The 26,703-nt window shown below is 33.9% G+C and carries 23 protein-coding genes; 7 read left to right on the forward strand and 16 right to left on the reverse strand.

All coding sequences use genetic code 11. From position 1 onward, the window contains the following. Nucleotides 1–117 precede the first annotated feature (117 nt). The gene (locus tag ACFE0M_RS03970; RefSeq protein WP_434544447.1) at nt 118–1,251 is read left to right on the forward strand and encodes an NAD(P)/FAD-dependent oxidoreductase; all 1,134 of its coding nucleotides are present in this window, start codon (nt 118–120) and stop codon (nt 1,249–1,251) included. 16 nt (nt 1,252–1,267) lie between these two features. Here the strand turns inward: ACFE0M_RS03970 and ACFE0M_RS03975 are convergent, their stop codons facing one another. From ACFE0M_RS03975 to ACFE0M_RS04010, 8 genes are all read right to left on the reverse strand, one after another. Then, nucleotides 1,268–1,690, reverse strand: a complete 423-nt coding sequence (locus ACFE0M_RS03975; protein ID WP_434544448.1) for a hypothetical protein — start codon at nt 1,688–1,690, stop codon at nt 1,268–1,270. A 16-nt stretch (nt 1,691–1,706) separates the two neighbouring features. Beyond that, nucleotides 1,707–2,747, reverse strand: a complete 1,041-nt coding sequence (locus ACFE0M_RS03980; protein ID WP_434544449.1) for a hypothetical protein — start codon at nt 2,745–2,747, stop codon at nt 1,707–1,709. Nucleotides 2,748–2,886: 139 nt separating this feature from the next. After that, nucleotides 2,887–3,282, reverse strand: a complete 396-nt coding sequence (locus ACFE0M_RS03985) for a hypothetical protein (protein ID WP_434544450.1) — start codon at nt 3,280–3,282, stop codon at nt 2,887–2,889. A 9-nt stretch (nt 3,283–3,291) separates the two neighbouring features. Next, on the reverse strand, nt 3,292–4,044 hold the full coding sequence (locus ACFE0M_RS03990; protein ID WP_434544451.1) for a class I SAM-dependent methyltransferase: 753 nt from the start codon (nt 4,042–4,044) through the stop codon (nt 3,292–3,294). After that, entirely contained in the window at nt 4,035–4,769 is a 735-nt protein-coding gene (locus ACFE0M_RS03995) for a DUF2071 domain-containing protein (RefSeq protein WP_434544452.1), read from the reverse strand. Before ACFE0M_RS03995 ends, ACFE0M_RS03990 begins: the two co-directional genes overlap by 10 nt. Continuing rightward, nucleotides 4,766–5,197, reverse strand: a complete 432-nt coding sequence (locus ACFE0M_RS04000; RefSeq protein WP_434544567.1) for a DoxX-like family protein — start codon at nt 5,195–5,197, stop codon at nt 4,766–4,768. Before ACFE0M_RS04000 ends, ACFE0M_RS03995 begins: the two co-directional genes overlap by 4 nt. A 71-nt stretch (nt 5,198–5,268) precedes the next feature. Beyond that, nucleotides 5,269–5,547: a DUF3368 domain-containing protein gene (locus ACFE0M_RS04005; RefSeq protein ID WP_434544453.1), complete on the reverse strand. Its 279-nt coding sequence runs from the start codon at nt 5,545–5,547 to the stop codon at nt 5,269–5,271. Nucleotides 5,548–5,768: 221 nt separating this feature from the next. Further along, complete coding sequence (locus ACFE0M_RS04010; protein WP_434544454.1) at nt 5,769–6,029, reverse strand: UPF0175 family protein; 261 nt, start codon at nt 6,027–6,029, stop codon at nt 5,769–5,771. Nucleotides 6,030–6,259: 230 nt separating this feature from the next. Between ACFE0M_RS04010 and ACFE0M_RS04015 the strand changes: the two genes are divergently transcribed. The 4 genes from ACFE0M_RS04015 (at nt 6,260) to ACFE0M_RS04030 (ending at nt 13,782) form a co-directional block, all read left to right on the forward strand. Next, entirely contained in the window at nt 6,260–8,029 is a 1,770-nt protein-coding gene (locus ACFE0M_RS04015; RefSeq protein ID WP_434544455.1) for an adenylyl cyclase, read from the forward strand. A 350-nt stretch (nt 8,030–8,379) separates the two neighbouring features. After that, complete coding sequence (locus ACFE0M_RS04020; RefSeq protein ID WP_434544456.1) at nt 8,380–8,691, forward strand: helix-turn-helix domain-containing protein; 312 nt, start codon at nt 8,380–8,382, stop codon at nt 8,689–8,691. An 8-nt stretch (nt 8,692–8,699) separates the two neighbouring features. Then, nucleotides 8,700–11,330: an Eco57I restriction-modification methylase domain-containing protein gene (locus ACFE0M_RS04025; RefSeq protein ID WP_434544457.1), complete on the forward strand. Its 2,631-nt coding sequence runs from the start codon at nt 8,700–8,702 to the stop codon at nt 11,328–11,330. Then, the gene (locus ACFE0M_RS04030; protein ID WP_434544458.1) at nt 11,323–13,782 is read left to right on the forward strand and encodes an Eco57I restriction-modification methylase domain-containing protein; all 2,460 of its coding nucleotides are present in this window, start codon (nt 11,323–11,325) and stop codon (nt 13,780–13,782) included. Before ACFE0M_RS04025 ends, ACFE0M_RS04030 begins: the two co-directional genes overlap by 8 nt. Here ACFE0M_RS04030 and ACFE0M_RS04035 read toward each other — a convergent pair. The 7 genes from ACFE0M_RS04035 to guaB all read right to left on the reverse strand — a co-directional run bounded on the left by ACFE0M_RS04035 (nt 13,726) and on the right by guaB (nt 23,134). Next, on the reverse strand, nt 13,726–14,958 hold the full coding sequence (locus tag ACFE0M_RS04035; RefSeq protein WP_434544459.1) for a phospholipase D-like domain-containing protein: 1,233 nt from the start codon (nt 14,956–14,958) through the stop codon (nt 13,726–13,728). The two genes, ACFE0M_RS04030 and ACFE0M_RS04035, sit on opposite strands and share 57 nt — an antisense overlap. Nucleotides 14,959–15,273: 315 nt before the next feature. Continuing rightward, nucleotides 15,274–17,316: a M3 family metallopeptidase gene (locus ACFE0M_RS04040; protein WP_434544460.1), complete on the reverse strand. Its 2,043-nt coding sequence runs from the start codon at nt 17,314–17,316 to the stop codon at nt 15,274–15,276. Nucleotides 17,317–17,770: 454 nt separating this feature from the next. Further along, nucleotides 17,771–18,118: a nuclear transport factor 2 family protein gene (locus ACFE0M_RS04045; protein ID WP_434544461.1), complete on the reverse strand. Its 348-nt coding sequence runs from the start codon at nt 18,116–18,118 to the stop codon at nt 17,771–17,773. Nucleotides 18,119–18,284: 166 nt separating this feature from the next. Further along, entirely contained in the window at nt 18,285–19,217 is a 933-nt protein-coding gene (locus ACFE0M_RS04050; RefSeq protein WP_434544462.1) for a hypothetical protein, read from the reverse strand. Nucleotides 19,218–19,407: 190 nt separating this feature from the next. Continuing rightward, nucleotides 19,408–20,616, reverse strand: a complete 1,209-nt coding sequence (locus ACFE0M_RS04055; RefSeq protein WP_434544463.1) for a hypothetical protein — start codon at nt 20,614–20,616, stop codon at nt 19,408–19,410. Between the two features lie 134 nt (nt 20,617–20,750). Next, a complete protein-coding gene (locus ACFE0M_RS04060; protein ID WP_434544464.1) occupies nt 20,751–21,542 on the reverse strand; it encodes a hypothetical protein in 792 nt (263 codons plus the stop codon). A 119-nt stretch (nt 21,543–21,661) separates the two neighbouring features. Next, a complete protein-coding gene (gene guaB / locus ACFE0M_RS04065) occupies nt 21,662–23,134 on the reverse strand; it encodes an IMP dehydrogenase (protein WP_434544465.1) in 1,473 nt (490 codons plus the stop codon). A gap of 111 nt (nt 23,135–23,245) precedes the next feature. Here guaB and ACFE0M_RS04070 point away from each other — a divergent pair, with 111 nt between their 5' ends. Beyond that, nucleotides 23,246–24,874, forward strand: a complete 1,629-nt coding sequence (locus ACFE0M_RS04070; RefSeq protein WP_434544466.1) for a carbon starvation CstA family protein — start codon at nt 23,246–23,248, stop codon at nt 24,872–24,874. Nucleotides 24,875–24,877: 3 nt separating this feature from the next. Here the strand turns inward: ACFE0M_RS04070 and ACFE0M_RS04075 are convergent, their stop codons facing one another. Continuing rightward, the gene (locus ACFE0M_RS04075; RefSeq protein ID WP_434544467.1) at nt 24,878–25,249 is read right to left on the reverse strand and encodes a nuclear transport factor 2 family protein; all 372 of its coding nucleotides are present in this window, start codon (nt 25,247–25,249) and stop codon (nt 24,878–24,880) included. 110 nt (nt 25,250–25,359) lie between these two features. On the opposite strand from ACFE0M_RS04075, the gene ACFE0M_RS04080 reads away from it, so the two are divergent. Further along, nucleotides 25,360–26,508, forward strand: a complete 1,149-nt coding sequence (locus tag ACFE0M_RS04080; RefSeq protein WP_434544469.1) for an aminotransferase class V-fold PLP-dependent enzyme — start codon at nt 25,360–25,362, stop codon at nt 26,506–26,508. The last annotated feature ends 195 nt before the right edge of the window (nt 26,509–26,703 follow it).

The raw sequence follows: 26,703 nt of genomic DNA on the forward strand, positions 1-26,703 counted from the left end.
CCAGTCGAGGCACTTTAAAAACCATGCTTTTCAGCTTAAATGTAGTATTTTTATGAATTTTTAATTTAGATTATAAAACTCCTTGACGAAGAGAGTGTTTAAGGGTTATATAAAATTGTGATTTTGGATAAAAATAAGTTTCAGGTAATAGTGGTGGGGGGAGGCTTGGCAGGTTTGATCTCCTCTATTTGTTTGCAAAGGTCGGGAGTCAATACTTTGTTGGTTGAGAAAAAGGAATACCCTTTTCATCGAGTATGTGGAGAATATATTTCCAATGAGGTAAAGCCTTTTCTGGAAAAAATGAATCTATTTCCACAACATTTGAAGCCGTCTGAACTCAATAGATTTATTTTATCGGACATCAAAGGGAATATCGCAGAAGTTGATTTGCCTTTGGGCGGATTTGGGATTAGCCGTTTTCAATTAGATGACTTTTTGTATCAAAAAGCTTTGGAAGCAGGGGTGGAGGTCAAAACCAAATCTGAGGTAAGTGATATTTCATTTTTTGAAGATGAATTTAATGTTAGCCTGAAAAATGGTGAACAGCTTAATTCTGAATTTGTCATCAATGCCTATGGGAAAAGGTCGAAACTTGATAAAGCATTTGACCGGGATTTTATCAAAAAGAAATCCCCATTCTTGGGAGTGAAATATCATGTAAAAGTTGATTTCCCAAAAGATGTTATTGGGCTTTACAACTTCCAAGGGGGCTATTGCGGAGTGAGCCATGTGGAGGATGATACAGTCAACATATGCTATTTGAGTAGAAGGGAAAACTTAAAACAGTATGGTTATATAGCTGAAATGGAAAAGGCGATATTATTTCAAAATCCTATTCTAAAAGATATTTTTGAAAATTCGGACATGCTTTTTGAAAGACCCGAGGTCATCAATGAAATTTCATTTGAGCAAAAAGCCTCAGTAGAAAACCATATGTTAATGGCGGGTGACACGGCCGGATTGATTACCCCGCTTTGTGGCAATGGAATGGCCATGGCAATTCATAGTGGTTTTTTAGCAAGTGAGGCCATTATTGATTTTTATAAAGGAAAATTAAAAAACAGATCAGAAGTGGAAGTCCAATATTCGGAAATCTGGCTTAAACATTTTTCAAAGAGATTATGGGTCGGTCGAAAAACCCAAAACCTTTTCGGCCATCAATTTCGGTCTGGCTTGTCAGTAGGTCTTGTTAAAATTTTTCCTTCTTTGGCTAAAAATCTAATAAAACAGACGCATGGGGAGGTTTTTTGAAGAAGGTTTTATTAAATCAATCTATGATTGTGAATCCACTTGGCGCTTTTAATTCTCCATAATCATACATATTTATGTAAATTGAAACCGTATCTTTCGAACCTATCCAACTAACTCTGTAATTATCAAGCAGACCCATACCCATAAATCCGTTTTTACTTTTAAATGAACAACAACTTCCCGCTCTAAAATAAGTAATTTTTTCACCATTTGGCTCCGCCAGAGCATTTAAAAACCTTCTTTCATTCACAGGGCCTTCTTTTTTATCTACTCCACCGACTTCAATTGGGTTTCTTTTTGTATATCCATAGGATGGGTCTTCGGAGATTTCTTTCAATAAGAAAGTTTGGTTATCCTTGAGCTCTGTTTTCACCATCTTTTTTTGTGTGGCACAAGAAAATAGAATTATGCTAAGACCTAAAAAAATAAAGTTTTTCATAATCATGTTTATCTAATCAATCTAATTTAATGATTCTTGAAAAAAGGGAGTAGCCCACTGTCAAATTGAAGGAAGTTCCTCTCAAATTTTCAAAAGTTGGATGTACAAAATAGAGCCTTACTCTTAAACTATGCTCTGCCCTTTCTCTATAACCATTGAAAAACGGGGCAGGCGTTAGTCTAATTGCTTTAAGAAATTTAAAATCGTAATTTATCCCATAAACCAAACTGGTACTAGCGATTCTATGATTTGAATAATTATCCCCTTCATTTTCGGAAACGGCCACTTCAAATACTCCAATGCCGGCAAATGATGTTACTTTATGTTTTGAATTATCAATAAAGGAATATCCTAAACTAGCATCCAAAATGGCTGTATTGGTTTTCAAATTAGATTCCCAAATAAGATCATATTCACTAAATTCATCTTTAATCTTATTGCTTGCTAAAGAAGCATTTAATAAAAGGCTGAATTTTTTATAGGCAAAATCAAATCCGTAACCAATGTTAAAGTTTGGTGTGATATGGTTTCGAATAATTCCTGAAAATAATCCCGTTCCAAATCCTATATTTAAACCAATACCGAAATTTTTATCCGTAATCTCAGGTATAGCTTCTAATTCTAAGTCTTTTAATTCCTCATCAATTTTCAAACTCCATTCATCTAATTTTGAATACTCACTTCCTAATTTTGTTTGCCTTTGAAATAATCTTATTTCAGCATTCAACTTTTCATTAAATTGGCTAAAGATTTTATCTGCTAGATAAATATTGCCTATTCTATTTAGATCATATTGTAATTCTCTTCTATAGATTTCTATAATGTCAAATAGGACTTGATTATATTTCAATAATTGGTCATTCTTTTTGTTTTCTTTAACCCAAGAATTCTTTGGTATTATAAAGTTTTTGGTTTGGAATTTCAGTAAAATAGTGTCTCCAGTTTTTTCCCTAGTGGTGGAATAACTGATATGATAACTTAATTCCGAATCATTCTGATTGAAATCTACAGATTCTGATTGAAAGTCTTCCCAAGTCAATTTGCCATGTTCCCGCAATCGTTCGTTGTTTTTGCAGAAGGAATAAAAATTTAAAAAAAATAAAAAGGGTATTAATGCTAATTTCACTTTATTAACTATGCTTAATATTAAAAATCTTATTATTCTTTGAAACTACTAAAAACTTGTTAGATAAAAATTAATTCAAATAATTTATCCAGAAAATTAAACTCATATAAATCCATAATCCGCTAAAGAAGATATGAACTACAGTTTCAAAAGTTTTTCCTTTCCATAATTTGGCAGAATAGCCGAAAAACTGAGTTAAGAGCCTTAAGCTCCAAAATATGGCAAGCCCTAGCGAAATAGTTTTACCTAGTTTAGTTTCTACTAGATCTGAAGATGAAGTCAGACAAAGCAAGCCCATTAAGAAAACAATAAGTGCAATGAAAAAGGTATGAACCGTCATCATTTGTCTGTTTATTAAAGTCAATGGTTTTAAATCTTCTTTCCATTTGAAGTATTTTGGAAAGATTAGGTGGACAAAAGCCAAACCTATTAATAAAATCCCGATTATCTGAAAATGAATTTCCATCGCATAGCTTTAAGGATGACAAGTAAAGATAGACATGAATGGGGTGAATTTCTTTTCTTCCAAGGAAGAAAAGCCTGCTTCTTGAAATGCTTTTTTCCAGGCTATCCTTGAAAAGAAATGGGTGAATCCAATGGTAAAGGCAAAAAAGTTAGGGAAATCTCTTAAATGCTCCACAGTAATTACTTTTCCGTTTGGCTTGCATATTCTGTGGCATTCCTTCAAAAAGATTACTTTTACTTGATGGGTGCGAATTTCATGAGCCGCAGACAGTAAAAAAATCAGATCTGCAGATTGATCATCTAAAGGAATTTCGTTTGACTTTATTTGAAGTGTATCAGGATATACCATGCTGACTTTTCTGGCTCTTACTATTGCTGGTTCGGTATGTTGTTTTGCATTATAGAAATCAAAAACTTTTAAAGAGGCTCCTGGGAAATTGTTTTTGAGTATAAAGCTCGTTTCATCAAAACCTGCATTGATGTTGACTATTTGCTTTGGTTTTTGGTCAGGTAAATGAAGTTTCTTTAACCAATTAAAATCGTAATAACCTGAAAAATCATAAACATATGCAGAAACAACCAATGGCATAATAAGTCCATAAAGAAAAGCAGCCACCACTATCCAAATCCAAAAATCCGGGACTTTAAAAAGCAGCAGAGCCGTAATAGTAAAAACTAAAACCATTAATCCTATTACATAAAAATGTCTGTTAAAGCTTAAAATATTGAGAACACCCTGAAATTTTCGTCTTTTTATTTCCATTTCTCTACTTTTCCTTTTTTCCAGTAATAGGGAATATTGCTCACTACAAAAGCATTGGCAAGATGTATATTTTTAAAGCTTTTTTCCTTAATAAAACCTACTTCTGCTTTTTGAATTTCAAGCGGTTCGGGTTTCCAATTTTGTCTGACACCTTCAATAATTAATACTTCTTTTTTCTCAGCATTATAAGTAAAAGTAAAGGGCAATGGTCCCGCAAATCGTCTAGCCTCTTTCCAATCTTTAAAAGGTGAGTTTGCAGGTAATTTAATATCATCATTGGCGGAATTAACCGCAACATCTAAAGCGGATTTTTCAGATTGAATAGTTAGAAGATTCTTTTCCTTTTTATAGCTGATATCGGTAGTGGTATAATTGTAATGTGTAAAAATATTACCAAAGAAAGCCATCTTCCTTTTATTGGTTTCAGACTTCAAAATATATAATCCCCTTAATCGCTTTCCTCTTTTATCGGTATAGCGCACGAATACTCGAAAGCCAATTAGAAAAAAATCATTGCCCAAAAATTTAGGAAGCCCTTTAGTTCTTAAGCTCTTGGTGTTTACCATTGCCACCGCAACAAAAGCCCATTTGTCATCAAAAGTATCCAGCTCTAAGCATTCAGGAATCAAGCCTTGCAATTCTTCTTTGGCAATAGCATAAGACAACACAATAGAGTTTTCGAAATAGGTTTCAACTGCAAAAGGATGGTTTTTTAGAAAGTTCATGATGTCGTCTGGGGATTTAGTTTCTTATTCAGCACGAATTCGTTATAATAAACAAGCCCAATAAATAGAAAAGCGAAAATTATATTAAACCTACCCCAAAGTAGAAGCTCGGGAACTAGTATAAATTCCAAGATATTCATGCTTGCTACGATGGTCATTTGAGCAATGGCGTTCAATTTCGATTTGAATTTTGTTAAAACCCAAATTGCCATTATTATTTCAGAAAACCCTATTAAAACGGTAAACAATCTTGAATTTTCATCTCCCAAAATTCTTGCAACTATTTGTTCATGCCTTGGAACAAGGTTAAGTACTTTGCAAACAAGTCCATTTATTAGCCAGACTGTAGCTATTAGGAAGCTTAGGGTTTTATGGAGGTTTTGAAGTTTAATTGCAGGTATATTTGGTATAAGTTGAAAATTACAAATCTTTACTTTTAAAACTTACCTGTATAAAAATACTTTCGGTTCTGTAAAGATGTTACCACTAGTATATGAATTTATGCTTTTAGTTTTATTTTGTCTTCATTATGTCTTTGTAGAATTTTATTCAATAGTTTGACTGAATAATATCTGTTATTATCAAGAAAGCTTAAAAATAATGGTCTTAATTCTTTTATTAAGCCTTTATCTTTTGCAACTGACAAAACCCCTAAAGTCCCAATACAATTTATATCAAAGTTTTCAGCAATATTTCTAGCCTTTTTATCATCTATTAGCAAGAAATCAGCATTAAGTTCTTTATATAGAATTACAGATTCGGATTCCCCATAATCCATAACAAATGTCAGTTCATTAAAACCTTTAATATGGCTGACTTTATCTTTAAAAAAGAGTGATACTTTATTATAAAACTCAGTGCTTTTGTCAAGAGTTATTTCATCCCAGACCGCTTTTGATATTTTTATTTCATTAAAGAGTTAATTCAAAAGTTCCAATTTATCAACAATTGCTAATGAAAAAATAGGTCCAGCATCGGCAATGACAAGTCCGTTATTCATTATTTTAATTTTTCAATATCGCCTAAAACATCTTCTTCAGTCAAATTTGAAATTGATATTTTATTTTTAGAAAGCTCCATTTCAAAATTTAGGCGTGTCATTCCGGAAAGCTGAGCTGCTTTTCCAATAGTCAACTTTTGTGATTTATATAATTCTACAGCCAAGGTTAATTTAATTCTATTTTTCAAATCAGTTTCTGACTCATTTAAAGCCAAAAAAATATCATTGGGGAAATCTATGGAAATTGTTTGAGTACTCATTTTATCTGCCTTTTTTCAAATTTAACGTTTTCCTGTAAAGTTTAATTCAATTATGGGGATTTTTGCTTCAAAATTAAAACGGTAAACAATCTGGAATTTTCGTCACCCAAAATACTTGCAACTATTTCTTCATGTCTTAGAACAAGGTTTAGCACTTTGCAAACAAGTCAATTTAATGGTACTTTAGTTGTATATTTACCTGCAATTAACCCAATTTAAATTACTAAAGCATGCTTTCTATCCGCTATTTCCTCTACACCCTTTTCTCTATACTGTTATTAAGTATAGCTACTGGATGTTTCGATTCAACCCAAGATTCTAATGATTTAAATACCTCTCCATATACCTCCATATTTGGTGAAAATGTTCTCCTTTTTGACGATTCTATGGATTTGGATAGTATTAAGATAACACTTGAGGCATTACACGAACAGCAGAAATATAACGAGTTTGGCTCTGAGCGATATGCCCTATTATTCAAACCAGGAACCTATGATTTAGAGGTGACAGTCGATTATTATGTTCAGGCGCTAGGTTTAGGAAGATATCCTGAGGATGTTACCATAAATGGAGCGGTACAATCCACCTCATCTATAAATGACAATAAGGTGACCACTATGTTTTGGCGTGGAGCAGAGAATTTCAAAGTAGTCCCGAAAGATGGCGAAATGATTTATTGGGCGGTTTCACAAGCCGCTCCTTACCGAAGAATGCATGTTGCGGGTGATATTAATTTTGACAAAGGAAGTTGGGCAAGTGGTGGTGTCCTTGCTAATTCAGTTGTAGAAGGCAGGGCTGGTTTAACAACCGGACAGCAGTGGATGACAAGAAATTCAAGCATTGGTTCTTGGGAAGGTGGAAACTGGAACAGGGTGTTTGTTGGGGTGGAAGGCGCTCCGAATGATACATGGCCTACTCAGCCCACAACCGTAATTGACAAAACACCAGTAATTCGTGAAAAACCGTTTTTGACTTATACTGAATCGGGCGATTATGCTGTATTTGTTCCTGAAATCCTTCGAGAAACTTCTGGTCCTTCTTGGCTAAATCGTGATGAGAAAGGTGAGTTAATACCCATAGCTGAATTTCATATCGCTTTTCCCGATAAAGACAATTCCACTTCTATTAATCAAGCCTTAGCTGATGGCAAGCATATTCTGTTTACACCAGGAATCTACGAACTAGATGAAACCTTAACCATCACAAAGCCTAATACTGTAATCCTTGGGCTTGGATTACCCACACTCATTCCTCAAAATGGAGAAATTGCGGTGGCTACTCATGATATTCCCGGAGTAAAATTAGCTGGTTTTATGGTGGATGCAGGACCCGAGCTATCTCCAAGCCTGATTCAAATTGGAACAGAGGATTCTAATGAGGATTATTCTGATAATCCCATTTCTCTTCACGATATCTATTGCCGAGTTGGCGGTGCGGTAGTGGGTCAAGCCGAAACTACTTTAACTATTAATAGCAATTATGTAATTGGCGATCATTTTTGGTTATGGAGAGCCGATCACGGTACGGGAACTGAATGGATGGACGGACAAAATAAGCACGGGCTTGTTGTAAATGGGGATCACGTAACAATCTACGGATTGTTTAATGAGCACTTCCAAGGCTATCAAACGCTCTGGAAAGGAGAATACGGACGCACTTATTTTTACCAATCTGAAATTCCCTATTCGCCACCCAGCTTAGAGGTTTGGAATGATAATGGAAAGGCCGGCTATGCTTCTTATAAAGTTGCGGATAGTGTTGAAAATCACAATGCCTATGGCTTGGGTATTTATAGTTTTTTTAGGGGCGAGCCAACGGTCTCCAATAATGTCAGGTTAGAAAATGCCATGGAAGTCCCTGATAATTCAGGCATAGTAATTACACATATCTCAATATTCGCAGGACTCAATGGAGGCATCAATCATTCGATTAATGGATTGGGCGAATCCACCGAAGTGGGTGAACTAAAACTTTATGATGGGTTTGAAGGGAAGGAATAGTATGGGGTTTTCTTTATTAATGTGTTGTAGTGATAAATGTATTTTCGAGGATTGACTTTAGTTGTCTTTTGTAAGTTTTTGGATTAGCAGTATTAGTGTTTGTAAAGGTAAAATCCTTGATATTACCACTTTACCCTATTACTCATAAATTTTATGTACCATGCTTTTTTTTGGCCGTGCATTGACAGTCATACTCCTTATATTCCATGTCAAGATTTGGCTGCTATGGCTAGTTAGAGCGACTTGCCTATGAGTATGATTCTGATGCATGTAAAATATCTTTTGGAAATGCGAGAAATTATTTAGTACTTTTGACAAAGTTTGACAAGTCTTATTTTGTATAACCTAATATGAATGCAGAAATTTCAATTGGAAAGTTTTTTAGAGAATTAAGAAATGAGCGTAAAGAAACTCTACATCAAGTTGCTGTCGGAACCGATATTGACTCTCCTTTATTAAGTAAAATAGAACGAGGGGAGCGATTGCCCACATCAGAGCAATTAAAAAAACTTTCCGTATACTACGGTGTGCCAGAGGAAGAGTTAAGAGTCAAACATACTGCTGAAAAAATTTTAAAAGAGTATGGTGCAAACGAAACTACTTATGATGCGATACAACTTGTTAATGAACAATTAACTAATTACGCTAAAAATAATAAATAGAAATAATTGTGAAGCAGAAAATCAAAAGTTTAATTGCATATTTCATTGGAAGTTTAAGTCCTATGGAGAAGAAAATTCCTGTGCAGAACTTGAGCATCTTTTTTTCTGTCCTGATTGCAACTTTTACATTGAGAAAGAAGCAAAGTCAAACTGACAAAGTTAAAATCTCTTTTACAAATTTTCATTCTGAGTTCGAAACAGAGATTCAACTTGTCAAACAAAGATTTCCTGAATTGATTAAAATATTTCTTTCAACAGAATCTCAACTTAATAAAGCGTTGCTTTTTTCTGTGTTTGAAAAACTGAAAATTGTTTTTGAAAAAACTGATGATGATGTTGATGATATAATTTCTTGGTCGTATCAATTTTTGAAAAAGGATTTGGAAAAACTTGCTTTAAAGAGAATTGGGAAAAATAACTCCAAAATTGAAGATTCGGATTTACTTTTTACCACCCAGTTTTTTACTGATAAATACATGGTGAAATATTTAGTGAATGAATCATTGTCAGGCTTTGATAAAAGCAATATTCAAAAAGTAGTTGTGATTGATTCCGCTTCTGGTGGCGGTAATTTCTTGAATTATTCTTTTGAACGCCTTTATGAACTTTACAAAATATCCAAACCGAATTGGTCAAACCAAAAGATTATTGATACGATTTTGAATAGTTCAATTGTCGGTTATGATTTGGATTCAAACCTATCTAAAATTGCTTCATTGTCTTTGTTTGTAAAAGCTTGCGGTTATGCAGTTCCAAAAAAATCAACTCAGATTAAAATTTTCGGAGGAGTTGCAAATGACAAATTAGGTTTCTTGAATCCTCAGGTTACTTCAAACGTAATTGGCAGAACAACTTTCAAAACTCAATTGAAGAAACTCAATAAAGAGAAAAAGATTAAAGTTTTCGTTACTAACCCTCCATTCATGGGCAAACGGGATATGGATACTTCACTTAAAAATTATTTGCTTGCAAACTATCCTGAAAGCAAAGGAGATTTGTGTGTGTCTTTTATCCAAAGAACCATTCAGTTGATGAATGACAAAGATGTTTTCGGAGTTGTGTCACAAAACAACTGGATGTATTTGTCCTCACTCAAAGATTTCAGAAAAATATTTTTAGCAAATCAAACTTTGAAAGAGTGTATTGATTTAGGAAGCAATGCTTTTGAAGATATTAATGGTGAGAAAACAAATGTTGCGTTGTGTGTTATCGGATACTCTGAAATAAAATCTACAAGGTTTTACAATTTGAAGTTCAAAAATATTGCAGAGAAAAAAAGTTTAGTAACACAAAAAAATATTTCTGCTGAACTGACTTTTGAGCTAAACCAAAATCAGTTTTTAAAAAACAGTCATCTTGAATTCAACTATCAATTAGAACATCGGTTTGAAAACATTCAAGGGCTTCAACTCTATTCAGAGTTTGCAAATCCAATGCAGGGAACTTCAACTGGAAACAACAAGGAGTTTGTCAAATTTGCTTGGGAAGTTAATGGAAGTCCTAACTGGAAATTGGTTAGTAAAGGCGGGGGTTTCAGCAAATGGGCTGGCTTGAATTATTACAAAGTTCATTGGGGAGAAAAAGCGGAAATTATAAAAGCAAATAAGGGAAGTGCATTAAGAAACATTGATAAGATTCATTCAACTCAACTTGTTTACAGTGATACTGGAACTTTGGGATTGAATGTTAGAATGCTGAAAGAGAATCAAGTTTTCATTGCATCAGGCCCAGGTATTCAGGTTTTAAAAGGGGATAAGTATGCTCACCTTGCATTCTTGAATTCAAAGATTGCAACCTTCCTATTGAAACTAATTAATCCAAAATTCACAATCAGCGCGGGTTACATTTCCAAAATTCCTGTCGTACCAAATATTTTAGATTCAAAATTTATTGCCGAGAAAAGCAAAAAATGTTTGGACTTAAAAGAAAAATATCTACAAAAAAAATTACCAAACTTTGAGTTTCAACACTTTAATTATTTTAAAATAAAAAATATTGATTCGTTTCTTGAAAAGTTAATCATTGAAGATATTGAAAGCGATTATCAACGGCTTTTCTTGGAATCAAAAATTGAACTTGAAATCAGAAAGCATTACAACTTCAATTCAAAAGAATTGCAGGAAGTGAAAAGTGTTGTTGGTGAATCTCCTTTCTTTAACAAGAAAAAATCTTTGAGCGTAAATTCAGAGCAATTGGATTTGCTTCTCTCTGGAAGTATTGATTTGAATTGCTCGTCAACAAGCAGAGCAATTAATGGTTATTCGGTTGGTAGCGAAAGTATTTTTGAAGATTTATCCTACAAACTTGATGTGAACCCTAAACCGATTTTTGATTATATCAAAAAGAATGTTTCGCAATTTAAAAGCACAAAAGCAAAGTATTTTAATGACTTACTTCACAAGATTATTTTGAATGAGTTGGGGATAAAGCAAATTTCAGTTTACAAATTTGAAGTTTTTGATTTATTAAAATTGATTGAATCAATAAGGGAAAAATATATGTTCCTGAATAGACAAATTGATTTGACTGAACGAATTATTTCAATTCTTCAAAAACATCATAAAAGTAGCTTCTTTAACAGACCATTGGTTACTTATTCCAGTGAATCTTTAACTGTCGGACAATTTCATAATGGATAAGGCATTAGATATATACGGCTATATTTTGAAAGAACATCTTTCAAAGTGTTTTGCAAATCAGCAAAACATAGACCCTATTGAACTCAATAGGGAAAGATTTAAAGTAAAAGCGGTTTTTACCGCTTCAATAATTTTCTTGAAGAATAATTCCAATAGAGAACATTGCAAAATTGTTTCTTCAACAAATCACTGGCTTAAAAATTTATTTGCTGATGAAAATTTACTTTCATCAATAATTGATAATGCAGATGAAAGATTAACGAAATTGATTGATGAAAACCTTTGCAATTTGATAGGTGTTGAATCAATTGATGTGTCTACGCTTTATGAAACGCTGTTGGGAATTGAAACTGGAAATGAAAATAAAGGAACGGAAATTTCAACTGCAAAAAATTATAGAAACAAGTTAGGCAGTTATTACACACCTGCAAACTTTGCAAAGTCAGTTACTGAAAAAACTATTGATACTTTTTTTGAATCGAATTTCGGAAATGTTGACAAAGAATTTCTGAATGAAATCACTTCAATAAGTTTTGCTGACTTCTCTTGTGGTGGTGGCAATTTCATTATTGCAGTCATTGACTACTTTCAAAACTTGTTTGAGAGGTGGAAAATTGAGGAAGAAAGTAAATTGGAATTGCTGAAGGCAATTGCTTTAAATATTTCTGCCTTTGATGTGGATTACTTGGCTTTGGAAGTCGCAAAGCTGAATTTACTTTTGAAGATTAAGAATCCGTCACTCTACAAATCATTGAATGAAAAATTCATTCATGCAAACTTTTTATTGCAGTCCGATTTTACAAGAGATGAATCTAAAAAGGTTGAAGTTTTTTCAAGCGGATTTATTTACCATGAGCAACTCAGTTTAAGCAAAAACAAACTGAAAAATTATGATGTTATCCTAGGAAATCCACCTTGGGAGAAAATAAGGTTTGAAGAAAAAAAGTTTTATGCTCTCTATTCAAATACAGTTGCTAAAAATCATTTCAAGTCAAGCCGAACAAATGAAATTGCAGAAACAGAATTGAACAATATTCAATTAGCTGAATATTCAAAAAAGTTCAAACTAGAAATCGAAAAAGCTAAATCGGATTTAAAGAAAAACCCCTTTTTTACTTTGTCAAACAATGGCGAATTGAACACTTATGCTTTGTTTACAAATGCTGCTGTGAAGTTGAAAACGAAAAGAGGTGTTGTCGGTTTGGTTTTAAAAAGTGCCATCGTATCAAGTCAAGTGAATCAAAATCTTTTTAAGTATTTGACAAAGGAAAATTATGTTGTTGCTATTTATGATTTTATTAATCGTAAAAAGATTTTCAATATTGATAGCAGAGAACGGTTTTGCTTTTTACTGTTAGGCAATTCTAACAGTAAAAGATTTCATGTTTCAATGAACCTCAGAGAAGTTTCAGAAATTGAAAAAGCCAAACCAGAAATTGAATTGTCATACGAAAGATTGAAGGTACTAAATCCATTTACTGGAATGCTTCCAAACTTCTCAAACAAAAGAGAAGCGGATTTTCTTTTAAGAGTTTCTTATGACTTTCCATTTTTCAAAAATGTTTATGAGAATGTGAGATTTGGAAGAATTGTTCACTTAACAAGTCATGCAGAGTTTATCACAAAGAAAAAGGCAAAAGATAATGTCCCGATTTATGAGGGGAAATTCTTCAACCAATTTGATGGGAAGTTTTCAGGATTCAACGGAGTAGAGGATGAATTGAGATACGGTAATAAATCATCTTCGGTGAATATTGATGAATCAAAAAAAATGATTACAGATTATTTTCCTGAATCAAGATTTTTTATCAATGCTGAAAAGTGGCAACAGCTTTCCAAAAATCACAACGAGAAATTTATGTTAGTTTGGAGAAGTTTAACTTCTGCAACTAACACAAGAACTTGCATTGCTACCGTTTTACCTTTTATCCCTGCATCACAATCGGTTCAGTTTTTAACTACAAACCAAAATGACTTACTGTATTTGTCAGGGCTTTTTAATTCGGTGGTGTTTGATTTTATCTTGAAGAAAAAATTGAGTGGGATTGATTTAACTCAGTCAGTAATAAACCAAATGCCTGTTCCGAACATAGAGCAAGCCGAAAGCAAAATAGAATTTAAAGGTGTCGAGGCCACCATTAAACATCATATTTCGTTGCTTGTGTTTTCCCTTTTAAAAAATGATGTTCGTTTAAATACTCTCTTTGAGAATTTGGAATTGCAAATTGAAATCAGAACCGAAAGCAAATTTGAAACTGTTAGAAAAATTGATTTGCTTTTTATGGCTCTATACAAATTAACTGATTCAGAAGTTGAACTGGTGCTTACTGAATTCAGTAAGCAATATTCAAAAGAAGATTTGAATTGGTTTAAAATTGAATTAGAGGCGATACAACTAAATGAACCCATAGGCCCTGCCAGTAGTCACATTTCCCATCTTTCCCCAAATTGAAGAGTTTTCAATTAGCATATCTCTGTCGTCTGCATCAAGTATTTCAATTTTGTAGTTTGTGTCATCAATCCTAGTAAACAAAAGTATTTTGTTTACAAAACCTCCATCTTGTCCTAATTGCATTCTTGAAATGGTGGTTAGTTTTTCATCGTCATCTGTTACTCCTTTCAATTGTATTCTCCAATTGCTGTTTCCTGGGGTATAAAAAACAGGATTTTCTTTATAGACCTTACCTCCTAAATGAATATCAATATTCTTTGAAGCACTAACATCGTCAGGGTCTAAGCCGAAATAGACTACACTTCCTTGAAGAAGCCCTCCTTTACGCTTTCCCTTCTTAGACATATCGAGTTGATTTTTTGAACCACCTGTCATTTTCCCTGTTTCAATCCACATTGAGCCTTCGGGTAATTCAGTAGTTTCGTTTACAACATTTAGTTCTTTGTTTTCCTCAACAATTATTTCCTCTTTGGAAGCAACTTTTTTATATCCTCTTGGTGGTCTTTTTGGTTTTAGTTTTCTAAAACTTTTTAACAACGCATCATAAGCAGCAGAATCTTTTTCGCCAAACTCTCGATTAATTTTATTGAACTTGGCTCTATTAACTGTTTCAGGCAAAACGATTTTGCTGTTGACAAGAATTTCCAAAACTTCAGAAGTAAGTCTTTGGCAACTTGGGTGATCGTTATTTATTATCTTGTTGTAGTGCTCATAAATATTAGCCAAAAATTCAATTCCCATTTCATCATCTTCATTATTAAAATTGACGTAAACTGAAGATTCAATACTTTGGAAAAGTCCTCTTTCTGTCAAATTGGAAGAACCTACAACTGCTCTGGAAAAAGTATCTCCTTCAAAAGCGTATATTTTTGGATGATAAATAATATTGTTCGGAGAGAAAACAATGTATGTCTCAACTTCAAGTTCAATTAGTTTCTCCAAAGCTTCTTTAGAAGTTCCGTTTAAGTCAACTCCTAAATATAAACGAATTGCTCCACCTCTTGCTTTGAAAGCGGTTAGCTGATCAATAATATTGTTAATGCCACCAATGCTAACGAATGCAACAAACGCATTGAAAGAATTAAATTGTTCATCAATCAATGAATCAATAATTAAATTTCCTGCGGTGGAGTCAATTGTAGGGTCTAAACCTTGTCCGATAAATCTTAATTCCATTTAGTTTTGTTATATCATTCACATTAAATCTAATATAGTCAGTTAACCTTGGCAAAAAAATAGCTCTTTTGGTTTTTTAGTTCTGCTGGCGTGTCGGCAAAAACCAAATGTGCTATTGTGCGGTTGGCTTTTCAGCATAGCATACGACCTTTGGCCATCAACATTACTGATACATTTTATTATCAAATATAAAAACTTCAAAATTAAAACCTTAGTAAACCCGAACCTTTTCGATAAGCCTTAAAATTCCACATAAAAAAAGCGCCCCAGAAAATTCCTGAAACGTTTAAGTTAAATCAACTTGACCAAAAGATTTTATTTCAACCCTGCCCTTTCCAGCAAAGCCTCAATTTTTGGTTCTCTTCCTCTGAATCTTTTGTATAGTTCCATTGGGTGTTCGCTTCCTCCTTTGGAAAGGATGTTGTCTTTAAAAGATTGTGCGACTTCCTTATTGAAAATGCCTTTTTCTTTGAATAAGGAGAAGGCGTCTGCATCCAAAACTTCTGCCCATTTGTAGCTGTAATAACCTGAGGCATAACCACCAGAAAATATATGACCGAATTGAGTGCTCATTAATGTGCCTTCCACTTTCGGGAATAATTTAGTTGGTGCCATGGCTTTTTCTTCAAAGTCGGCTACATCTTCAATATTTTCAGCTTCATCTCTGTTTAAACTGAAATATGCCATGTCCAAAAGTGCTAAACTAACTTGCCTTACGGTGGCATAGGCTTCATGATAAGTACTGCTGGCTTTTATTTTTTCCACATATTCCTGCGGAATTTTTTCGCCTGTATCATAATGCTTAGCAAATAAATCGAGGCATTCTTTTTCATAACACCAGTTTTCAAATATCTGGGAAGGCAATTCCACGAAATCCCAATACACATTGGCTCCAGACAAGCTGCCGTAGCGGCTGTTTCCTAACATGGCGTGCAGCGCATGCCCAAATTCATGAAACAAAGTGGTGACTTCATTGAATGTCAACAGGCTCGGATTGCCCGGTGAAGATGGGGTGAAATTGCAGACATTGGAAACCAAGGGTCTGAATTCTTCTCCATTTTTTCGATATTGATCCCGATAAGTCGTCATCCAGGCGCCTCCTCTTTTTCCTTCTCTCGGATGGAAATCGGCATAGAAAATGGCAACATGTTCACCTGAAGTGGTGCTAACTTCATAAGTGGTTACATCTTCATGGTAAACTTGAATATTGTTGACTTCTTTAAAATGAATATCATATAACTTTTCAGCCGATTGGAATACCCCATCCAACACATTTTCCAATTTGAAATAAGGTCTTAGCAATTCATAGTCAATGGCATATTTTTTCTTTTTCAATTTTTCAGAGTAATAGCCCCAATCCCAACGCTGCAAGTCAATATCATCGCCTAGTTCTTTTACAAATGCTTTTATTTCGGCTACCTCTTCCTTTGCTTTTGGTAAGGCTTGTTGTAACAGATCATCCAAAAAAGCTTGCACTTTATCCTTACTTTCTGCCATTCTTTCTTCCAACACATAATCTGCATAAGTATCATAGCCTAAAAGACTGACTTTCTCACTTCGAAGATTGACGATTTCCTGAATAATGGCTTTATTATCTCGCTCATCATTTTTATTGGCTTTGGACATAAAGGCTCTATAAAGCTCTTCCCTCAATGAACGATTATCTGCATTTTCCATAAATGGAACAAAGCTTGGTGCTTGCAAGATGAAAACCCATTTTCCTTCTTTGCCTTTTGCCTTGGCTGTATTCGCAGCTTGTCGAATGGCAGAATCAGGCAATCCGCTCAAGTCTTTTTCATCTGAAATTACCAATTCGTAATCATTGGTCTCGGCCAAAACATTTTCACCAAAAGTAAGGCTGAGTTGGGAAAGCTTTTTGGTAATTTCCTTAAAGCGGGCTTTGTCTTTTTCATTCAAATCTGCTCCATTTCGAATAAAGGATTTGTAGGTTTTGGTCAACAGCATTTCTTGCTCATTGTCAAGTTCTAGCTGATCTTTTTGATTATAAACTGCTTTTACACGCTCAAATAAATCTGCATTTTGCCAAATGTCATTGCCAAATTCAGATAATATTGGAGAAGCCTCTCTGGCTACTTCTTGAATTTTTTTATTGGTTTCAGCACTGTTCAGGTTGAATAAAATCGAAGAAACCGAGCTTAATTTTTCTCCTGCAAATTCCATTGCTTCCAAGGTGTTTTCGAAAGTAGGCGCTGTACTTTGAGAAGTGATATCGTCAATTTCTTGCTTGGCTTGTTTAATGGCTGCTTCTATGGCCGGCATAAAATGCTCGGATTTTATTTTATCAAATGGCGGTGTTTGAAATGGGGTGTTAAAGTCTTTTAGTAATGGGTTATCCATGGAAAATTTGATTTTTAAATATTGTTTGCAAACTTAAGTTGTTTATTACGGAATTGGGGGGTGAGAAGATTAATAAAATGAAAAAGCCTTTTATTAATCTCTTATATTCATTTGTGCTTTATGATTACCATTTATACCTTGAGTTTTCTTTTTAATCTTTTTTCTTGATAAAAAAGATAGAAAAAATCAAGAAAGTTTAATGCTTCCACCCTCAAGGCCTCGCTGGCCCGCTAAACTTTCCTCCCACCCGCTTTTCCGAGTTCCTCGGAATTGGTCGGGTTAGTTCTATTTTAATATTGTAGTAACACTCATGTTATTGCAATCAAATGTTACCAAAGATTAAAAGTTATTATCAAATTAAAAAACGAAAGAAGTTCCGTGCGACTCCCCCCTTGAGGGGGGCGAAGGGGGGAGTACCTCATCTGACTTACCTTATAAAGGTTAAAATTTATCTCTACGCTAATTTCTTTTTTATGCTTCGGATTATTCCTCCCAAAACAGGAATGTTTTCATAGAAGAGCTCCCCAGCATCAAAGTAGTCTCTTTGGCTAACAATTTTTTCCTCTATTATCAGCACCGATATGCCCGATGCTTTCACATTCTTTTTCGGTCTTTTTAATTTTAGATTCATTTCCCAAGACAAAAAGAATCTGTTATCCACTATGGATTCATTAGTAAAATTAAATGAGCCGTCTATCAGATTCTCATTCAGTTTATTAAAGTATTTTTTGAGGTTTTCAATTCCATATATTTCGTGAACAGGGTCTTTGAAAACTATATCATCTGAATAGATTTCATTCAAAATAGAAATGTTATTGAAATCTATTGGTGAAAAGTAATGCTAAAATTTTTCCAGGATTGTAGTTTTCATAATAACCTTTTTAATGGGTCATAAATAGATGCTAATAAGTTTAGGGTTTTATTATTTACCCTTTCTAAATTCCCAAGATTATCCTTTTAAATTCTGCTCATTTTTCTAATGCTTTTTCAATTGCTTCCTTAAAATCTTGAGGTTGATCTACGAATAAGCCAATCACTTTAAATTTCTTTTTCATTCCATAAAGACCAATCAATTCGTTCTCATTTTTCAAATGAATTATCATATTATGACTTTCAAGTTCCCCTAAGGGACAAAGCATTTTCGTAAATTCATTCTTATCCAATGGTTTACTTGATCGCTCTATTTTTGCTATATCTGAAAATGAAATCTCAACTTCGTTCAAGATCCCATATTTTAAACTTAGACTATTTTGATTGATAGAAATTGGTCTTTTAGAAAGTGATTTGGCAAACCCTAAAACTTGAATAGCCATATAAATGCTTAATGCTGTCAAAACCCAAGCAAAAACATTATTCCATTGAGCGAGTAAAAAGTGAATCGCAAATGTTTCTACTGCAATAATCAAAATAGTTGCACCAAATAAAGCCGGGGTTCCACTGTTCTTATGGTAAGTAAATTCATTTTCCTGAAGTGGTCGGCTTCTCCAATTAATGAATCCATAATAGATTACTGCTATCTCGGTTGTAAAGGGAATTGCAAGTCTTTTAGGAAGAATTTGGTAACAGGTGTTTTTCAAAGTAGTAAAAAAATCGGGGGAAACACCTTTTAATTCTTTGTAAGTCTTAACAGCACTAAGAATTTTAATAATTACAAAAAACAGTGCTGAAACTTCGATTACGGGTAAAGCCCAAGTTTTGAATAATACTAGATATGTTTGGCTTTCTTTTGGCAAGAAGTAAAATCCCAATATAAGCCCAATAACAATAACTGGGATTACTGTGGTATTAGGAATTTTTGTTTTGCGGATAAGTAGAAAATAAATAAGCGGAACAGTCAATACTAAGTCTACAGAAATTCCCATACTCAAGGCTTGATTACCTTGAATAATGGGAGAATTCATTATAAAAATTAAAATTCCAAAAAGAATTATTAGGCTTCCAAAAACAATTAGATTTCTGTTAATATTTAAAATTCCATTCATCACATTTACCTTAATACCTTACAAAATTGAAAATCATTTGACTGGTATAAAGGTAGGAAAAAGAGACTAAGGTAGATTATATTTATTCAGAATCTCAAAGCAACACTGATTACTTAACAGTTTTCTCAAATATGTAGGACTTTACTTTACTAGTCACCACAATTTCATATTCTCCTTTTTTTAAAGCAAGATGGCATTTGTCTGTATTATTTTCTACTTCCACAATATCGATGGGCACGGCCTCATTTATATCTTCTCCTTTTTTGTAAGCCAAAACCAAAACTGGAAACTCAATCGGAATATCCCTCAATTCTAATGAAGCATTCTGATTTCCATTTTCAAATAACCAATTAGGTCTGTTGTTAACATATTTAGTATTCGGATGCAAAACAGCAATGTCAGCCCACGCATCTCTGCGTTCATACTTTAATGGATGATTATCATCATCGATCAAAACGGATGATTCTTTTATATTAAATGCCTTCAAAAGAGGGTGGTTAAATTTTGCTTTACTTCTTTCACTATACTCAACTTGATTGATGGTTAATGGATTGATCCCGGTATATTCAGTCAATCTTCCTGCCATCGCTTTTTCCCATCCGCTATAATTCCCCTCCATCAGATGGGCAAAGCCACAATGAATTAGAAATTTTTCGTTTGGTTTTGATTCTATTTCTTTCTGAATGTACTTGGCTTGCTCAATTTCTCTCGGTTTTCCTCCTCCTTTTTCCATATTCTCATAAGCGAACAAATTATATCCAATTTCTAATGCATCTCTTACCAAGTTTCCAAATTGCGGATCTTGTATATAGTAACCTGTTTTTTGAATAGGATATCCACGACTAGTAAGTACTGAATCTAAATCCACTCTATTGTTTAAAGCTTCTAAACCCAAATTTTTATATCCATTATCGAATAGTCTTTGAAGTAATGATTTTGTAAAAGCTCTGTGCATAGAATTATGATGCGCTTCATTTATCATTACCACCTGATTTTTTTGTGCTTCTTGAATAATATAATCCGCTGCATTTACAATAGAATATTTTGAATTGATAGAATCAATTTCTGTTTTTGTGTAATTCCTGTCTTGGGTAGGCATCCCCATATCCCAATGAATTAAGGCATTTTTATAATCGCCTTTTTTAGCAAAGTCTGAGGCTGATCTTTGATATCTCGATGGACTGGTATCATTTAATATTTGCTCCTCTATTTCAGAAGTAAATTTATAATCTGTGGAAAAATCAATTTGTTGGATTTCTCTTTCTGAACAAGAAACAAGTAAAATAATGCTTGTTAAAAAAGTGATTGTTTGTTTCATAATATTGTCAAAAATTCGCTACAACTCTATAGAAAAATAATGCACAATCTAACCAAAAAATTAGTTATATAAAATAATCCAAAAAAAGTAGCGTCAGTTTCCCAACGCTATCATTATATCCTATTGACTATAAATTAATCCCAGTTATAAATTCTATCCCCTTCATAATTTTCAAATTTAATTATCATATCTTCAGAGTAAGATGTTGATAATAAATCTATTTCATCTTTGAAAGTTTCTTTATTCTCTCCATCATATTGAAAAATGAAATATTTAACAAAGTGATAGCCAGAGTTTTCAGTTGGAATGATTTCTCCTTCTTCATTTATCTCAAAAAATGAATATTCTCCTGGGATTTGATTATTAAAATTGGCAACTCCATTTTTAGCTTTCAATATATTCAAGAATTCATTGACTTGATCAATAGTGTTTTCAGTATGATAACCGACTGTTCCCCAATAAGTATTATTTGGTAATCTTTTAGTAGTTTCCCTTATTATTTCAATTCCTTTTTCCGAGTCAACCTCTAATGCTATTTCAGAATTTGTGATTCTTAAACTCCCTGTATTTTTCAACCTACCATTATTTAGCTCCAGCTCATAGTCTCCATTTGAAATATCGCTTAGATCAATTGTTGTGGTTGCTGGACCAAGAGCAGTCAAACAAAGATCTATTTCTGGTACTCTTATAAAATTTACACTTACTAAATTCTCAACTACAGTAACTTCCGTTAAAATTGGATAATTAATACATGGATAAATTTTTTCTGTTTTGCATGAAAGCCCTAATCGAAGCGAGTTTTCGTTAAAAAATTCAGTTGGTGTAATTTGTATGTTGGAATCAATGGGGTTTGATTCTAATAAATCTTCATTTTCGCAAGCAATTATAGAAGATGCTAATAACACGAAAAACAGTGCTCTTTTCATATATTAAGTGACACACTTCTTTATAAAATAGTTGGTATTAGCATAAAAAAATAGCGTCAGTTTCCCAACGCTATTTTATCTATTCTTAAGTCTAAACTCTAAGTTCTAAAATCTAATCTCTATTTTCTACTATAATTCGGAGCTTCTCTCGTTACATGCACATCATGTGGATGACTTTCAGCAACACCGGCAGCAGTGATTTTTACGAATTTCGCTTCTTTCAATTGCTCAAGGTTTCCTGCTCCGCAATATCCCATACCAGCTTTTAGTCCGCCTATCATTTGGTGCAATACTTCCGAAACCAATCCTTTAAAAGGAACTCTACCTGTAATGCCTTCAGGAACCAATTTTTTGATATCATCTTCGGCATCCTGGAAGTAACGGTCTTTACTTCCCATATTCATGGCTTCTACAGAACCCATGCCTCGGTAAGATTTGAATTTTCTTCCTTCGAATAAAATCATTTCGCCTGGTGCTTCTTCAGTTCCTGCTAAAAGCGAACCAATCATTACGCTATCAGCTCCACCAGCTAAAGCTTTCACGATATCTCCTGAAAAACGAATACCGCCATCGGCAATAATCGGAACTCCAGTATCTTTTATGGCTTTATAAGTTTCATAAACGGCTGATAATTGTGGTGCACCTACTCCGGCTACCACTCTGGTGGTACAAATACTTCCTGGGCCAACACCCACTTTTACCGCATCAGCTCCTGCTTCCACCAAAGCTTTGGCCGCTTCTGGCGTGGCAATATTTCCTACTATCAATTCCAAATCAGGATAAGCCTTTTTGATTCGGGCTGCGGTATCAATCACTCCTTTGCTATGTCCGTGGGCAGTATCAATTGTTACCACGTCCACTCCGGCCTTCACTAAGGCATCTATTCTCTCTTCAATGTCTCCTGTCACTCCAACGGCAGCGCCTACTCTTAGTCTTCCGAATTCATCTTTGCAGGCATTGGGTTTATCTCTTTTCTTTAGAATATCTTTATAAGTAATCAATCCCATCAAAATCCCCGACTTATTAATGATCGGCAGTTTTTCGATTTTATGTTCTTGCAATACTTCTTCAGCGCCTTCTAAATTAATTCCTTCTTCAGCAGTAATCAGCTTTCCGCTGGTCATTACTTTTTCTACTGATACTTTGCTGTCTTTCTGGAATCTTAAATCACGATTGGTTACTATACCTAATAATTTCTTGTTGGAATCTACAACCGGAATTCCACCGATTTTATTTTCCCTCATGATTTTAAGGGCATCTCCTACTGTGCTTTCTATATGTAAAGTAATAGGATCTAAAATCATCCCACTTTGGGAACGCTTCACTTTTCTAACTTCCATGGCTTGTTGCTCAATGGTCATGTTTTTATGAATAAATCCAAGACCACCTTCTAATGCAATGGCAATAGCTAAATGATGTTCCGTTACGGTATCCATAGCAGAGGAAACCAAAGGAATGTTAAGCGTTATATTTCTAGTTAATTTTGTGGAAGTGTCAGTTTCTCGCGGTAATACTTCTGAATATCCAGGAAGCAATAATACGTCATCGTATGTTAAAGCCTCGTAAACGAATTTGGATGTGTCTAAGCTCATAATGCAAATAATTAGCTGTGATTATTTGCAGGGCAAAAGTACGAACATACTTTCATTATTTAAAATTTGTTACTAATATTATTTTGTTAAGAGTCAATAAATAATATCTATATGAGTTTACCACTGCTACTGCTTTTATCTGCTATTGTTTTAATAAGTGCATATTTCACTTATGGTCGGTTTATCACTAAAAAATTTGATATTAAAAATGATAAACCCACTCCTGCTCATGCTCATGCAGATGGTGTGGATTATGTGCCATCGAATAAGCTAGTAGTTTTGGGTCATCATTTTGCATCCATAGCTGGTGCCGGGCCCATAGTTGGTCCCATTATAGCCGTTACCTTTGGATGGATTCCTGCGGTGATTTGGATTTTAGTGGGCGGAATTTTTATTGGTGCTGTGCATGATGTGGGTAGCATGGTTGCTTCTTTGCGCCATAAAGGTAAATCCATAGGCGTTATCATTAATCAATATATTGGTAGAAGTGGCAAAAGACTTTTTTTAATTTTTAGTTTTTCAACCTTAATCCTTATCATAGCTGTTTTTGCAGATATCATTGCCAAAACTTTTGTGAAAAATCCTGGAGTAGCTTCAACCTCTGCTTTGTTTATTTTGCTAGCAGTTGTTTTTGGTTTTTTCAATAAAAAATTAGCCCACAAAAAGTCTGCTTTCCTTTGGATTTCCATTATAGGGGTATTTTTGATGTATTATTTTGTGATTCTAGGAAATAGTATCCCATTTGAATTAAATTATGTTTTCTGGGTAGGATTATTATTGGCTTATGCTTTTGTGGCCTCGGTTACGCCCATGTCTGTTTTGCTTCAACCCAGAGATTATTTAAGTAGTTTTTTGCTTTATGGCTTAATTCTTCTGGCTTTAGTTGGTGTTTTTGTGGCTAACCCAGAGGTGAAAATGGATAACAATATTATTTTCAAGAGTGAGGATATCGGTTATTTATTTCCTGTGTTATTTATTACGGTAGCCTGTGGAGCCATTAGTGGTTTTCATTCTTTAGTGGCATCGGGCACTACTTCCAAGCAAATTAATAAAGAAACCGATGCAAAAGTAGTGGGCTATGGCGGAATGTTGATTGAATCATTTTTGGCCATTATTTCTGTTTGTGCTGTTATGGTCATTAGCAGGGCGGATTACGCAAATAGTTTATCCGTGGATGGTCCTGTCAATATGTTTGCCGATGGAATGGGTTTTGTAATTTCTTCTTTAGGAATAGAAGAAGGCCTGGCCATAAATTTTGTGGCACTTACTATTTCTGCATTTGCCTTAACTACTTTGGATACTTGCACTCGTTTAGCGAGATTTACTTTTCAAGAATTTTTTGAGGAAACTGAAAATCAAAAAGTTCGGAGCATAACTCAAAATAGATTTTTATCAACCACTGTTGTGGTGATTTTATCTTCACTTTTCTTACTATCCGGAGAATTCACAACTCTTTGGCCAATTTTCGGATCTGCCAATCAATTGCTGGCAGCTTTAGCATTATTAGCTGTCGCGGTTTGGATGATAAAATCAGGCAAGAAAGCTGGCTTTTTATTAATCCCGATGTTTTTCATGTTTGTAGTGACGCTTAGCTCATTATTTGTATTGGCCTTTCAGAATTTCGAAAAGGGGATTTACAGTATTTCCATAATTGCCGGATTATTATTTGTATTGGCTATTGTATTATTAATCTTAGCTAAGAGGTGTTTGAAAAAAGAAGATGAGGTATTAAAGGTCTAGATATTATAGCATCCCGTTTTCATTTATGATTTCATCTGGAATTTCCTGACCTAAATCCCATAGTTCAATAATTTCTTGATTTTTAAATTTGAAAAAGTGAACCAAAACGAAGCCTGCATCTATGGGATTTTGTTTTACGTGAGAATGCACAGCTATAAATTCGTCATCGGCTAAAGAGCGTAAAATTTTAAGTTCTTTTTTAGGATTGTTTTCTGAATCTTCTAACATGGCATTCTTCAAAGATTTCGCATCTCCTTTGAAGTAGGGATTATGATGTTTGAAATCTTCTGATACATAATTTTTAAATGCTTCCTCAGCTTGTCCAGATGCAACCATTTTTAAAAATGATAGGGCTATTTGTTTTTCAGAATACATAATTGCGTAATTATTTAATAAAGTTAGACTGATTAATTATCCAAATTAAAAATTCATCTCAAAATTCTACGTACTAATGCTAACTCTTTTCTTTTTTTGTAACTTTCAATATGCAAAACCAAAAACAACTTTTTGACCTTCCGGATGAGATTCATTATCTGAATGGGGCTTATATGTCTCCTAATTTGAAAGCAGTTGAACAAGCTGGAATTGATGGGGTAAAACGAAAAACCAACCCTACTTCTATCAAGGAAAATGATTTTTTTGAGCCTGCAGAGGAGGTTAAAAACCTGTTTGGGGAATTAATTAATGCTTCAGCACAACAAATTGCCTTCATCCCTTCTGCCTCTTACGGTTTGATGAATGCTATTCGGAATGTGGCCGTAAAAAATGGTCAGCATGCCATTACCGTAAATGAAGAATTTCCAAGTGATCATTTAACTCTAAGAAAATTTTGTAAAGAGCATAATGCTGATTTGAAAGTAATAAAGCCACCCAGAATTATAAAAGGGAGAACGCAGGCTTGGACGGAGAAAATTATATCTAGCATTAATGAGGAAACAGCAGTTGTAGTGATGTCCTCCATTCATTGGATGGAAGGATTGAAATTTGATTTACAAGCAATAGGTGAAAAATGTCGTGCTACCAACACTTATTTTATAGTAGATGGGACGCAATCAGTTGGAGCTTTGCCTATGGATGTTGAAAAATTCAAGATTGATGCACTGATTTGTGCCTCTTACAAATGGCTTTTAGGTCCATATTCCACGGGATTAGCTTATTACAGTGAGAAATTTAATGAGGGTGAACCCATTGAATATTCTTGGATGACCAGAAAGGATGGACATGATTTTAGCAAACTCACCGCCTATCCTGAAGATTTTGCTGGAGGTGCAATGCGCTATAATGTAGGTGAATTTAGTAATTTTATTGCTTTGCCTATGATTAAATCAGCACTAGAACAAATTCTTAAATGGGGTCCCCATAATATTCAAACATATTGTTTTGATTTACTTAGGCCTTTAAGAAGCTATTTGGAAGAAAAAAATATTGAAAAAGATGATGATGAATTCGTAAGTGCTCATTTATACGGTTTATTCGTTCCGGAAAATGTGAATTTATCTAATCTTATGGATGACTTGAAGGCACATGATATCCATTTATCTGCTAGAGGAAATGTGATTAGAATCTCCCCTCATGTTTACAATGATTCTCAAAACATCAATGCCTTATTGGAGATTCTGGCTGAGCATTTTTAGTTTTACATTTTAAAAACTGAGTTTTATTAATAGAAGTAACTTCTTCAAAATGCATATTTAGATTTCTGATAATTTTCGAAATGACGCTTTGAAGATATGAGGATTTATAGTCGAATTCAGTTTTAAAGGAATTGATCTAAGGTCTTAAAATAATTCATCCTATAATTTCAAAATTTGTAAAAGCTTATCAATTAT

Source organism: Marivirga sp., assembly GCF_051117495.1.
Lineage (GTDB): Bacteria > Bacteroidota > Bacteroidia > Cytophagales > Cyclobacteriaceae > Marivirga.

What these genes read in the sequence shown, in the direction of transcription:
- ACFE0M_RS03975 (WP_434544448.1), bottom strand. Translation starts at nt 1,690, where the DNA reads ATGAAAAACTTTATTTTTTTAGGTCTTAGCATAATTCTATTTTCTTGT.
- ACFE0M_RS03985 (WP_434544450.1), bottom strand. Translation starts at nt 3,282, where the DNA reads ATGGAAATTCATTTTCAGATAATCGGGATTTTATTAATAGGTTTGGCT.
- ACFE0M_RS03990 (WP_434544451.1), bottom strand. Translation starts at nt 4,044, where the DNA reads ATGGAAATAAAAAGACGAAAATTTCAGGGTGTTCTCAATATTTTAAGC.
- ACFE0M_RS03995 (WP_434544452.1), bottom strand. Translation starts at nt 4,769, where the DNA reads ATGAACTTTCTAAAAAACCATCCTTTTGCAGTTGAAACCTATTTCGAA.
- ACFE0M_RS04005 (WP_434544453.1), bottom strand. Translation starts at nt 5,547, where the DNA reads ATGGATTATGGGGAATCCGAATCTGTAATTCTATATAAAGAACTTAAT.
- ACFE0M_RS04010 (WP_434544454.1), bottom strand. Translation starts at nt 6,029, where the DNA reads ATGAGTACTCAAACAATTTCCATAGATTTCCCCAATGATATTTTTTTG.
- ACFE0M_RS04015 (WP_434544455.1), top strand. Translation starts at nt 6,260, where the DNA reads ATGCTTTCTATCCGCTATTTCCTCTACACCCTTTTCTCTATACTGTTA.
- ACFE0M_RS04020 (WP_434544456.1), top strand. Translation starts at nt 8,380, where the DNA reads ATGAATGCAGAAATTTCAATTGGAAAGTTTTTTAGAGAATTAAGAAAT.
- ACFE0M_RS04030 (WP_434544458.1), top strand. Translation starts at nt 11,323, where the DNA reads ATGGATAAGGCATTAGATATATACGGCTATATTTTGAAAGAACATCTT.
- ACFE0M_RS04035 (WP_434544459.1), bottom strand. Translation starts at nt 14,958, where the DNA reads ATGGAATTAAGATTTATCGGACAAGGTTTAGACCCTACAATTGACTCC.
- ACFE0M_RS04040 (WP_434544460.1), bottom strand. Translation starts at nt 17,316, where the DNA reads ATGGATAACCCATTACTAAAAGACTTTAACACCCCATTTCAAACACCG.
- ACFE0M_RS04050 (WP_434544462.1), bottom strand. Translation starts at nt 19,217, where the DNA reads ATGAATTCTCCCATTATTCAAGGTAATCAAGCCTTGAGTATGGGAATT.
- ACFE0M_RS04055 (WP_434544463.1), bottom strand. Translation starts at nt 20,616, where the DNA reads ATGAAACAAACAATCACTTTTTTAACAAGCATTATTTTACTTGTTTCT.
- ACFE0M_RS04060 (WP_434544464.1), bottom strand. Translation starts at nt 21,542, where the DNA reads ATGAAAAGAGCACTGTTTTTCGTGTTATTAGCATCTTCTATAATTGCT.
- guaB (WP_434544465.1), bottom strand. Translation starts at nt 23,134, where the DNA reads ATGAGCTTAGACACATCCAAATTCGTTTACGAGGCTTTAACATACGAT.
- ACFE0M_RS04070 (WP_434544466.1), top strand. Translation starts at nt 23,246, where the DNA reads ATGAGTTTACCACTGCTACTGCTTTTATCTGCTATTGTTTTAATAAGT.
- ACFE0M_RS04075 (WP_434544467.1), bottom strand. Translation starts at nt 25,249, where the DNA reads ATGTATTCTGAAAAACAAATAGCCCTATCATTTTTAAAAATGGTTGCA.
- ACFE0M_RS04080 (WP_434544469.1), top strand. Translation starts at nt 25,360, where the DNA reads ATGCAAAACCAAAAACAACTTTTTGACCTTCCGGATGAGATTCATTAT.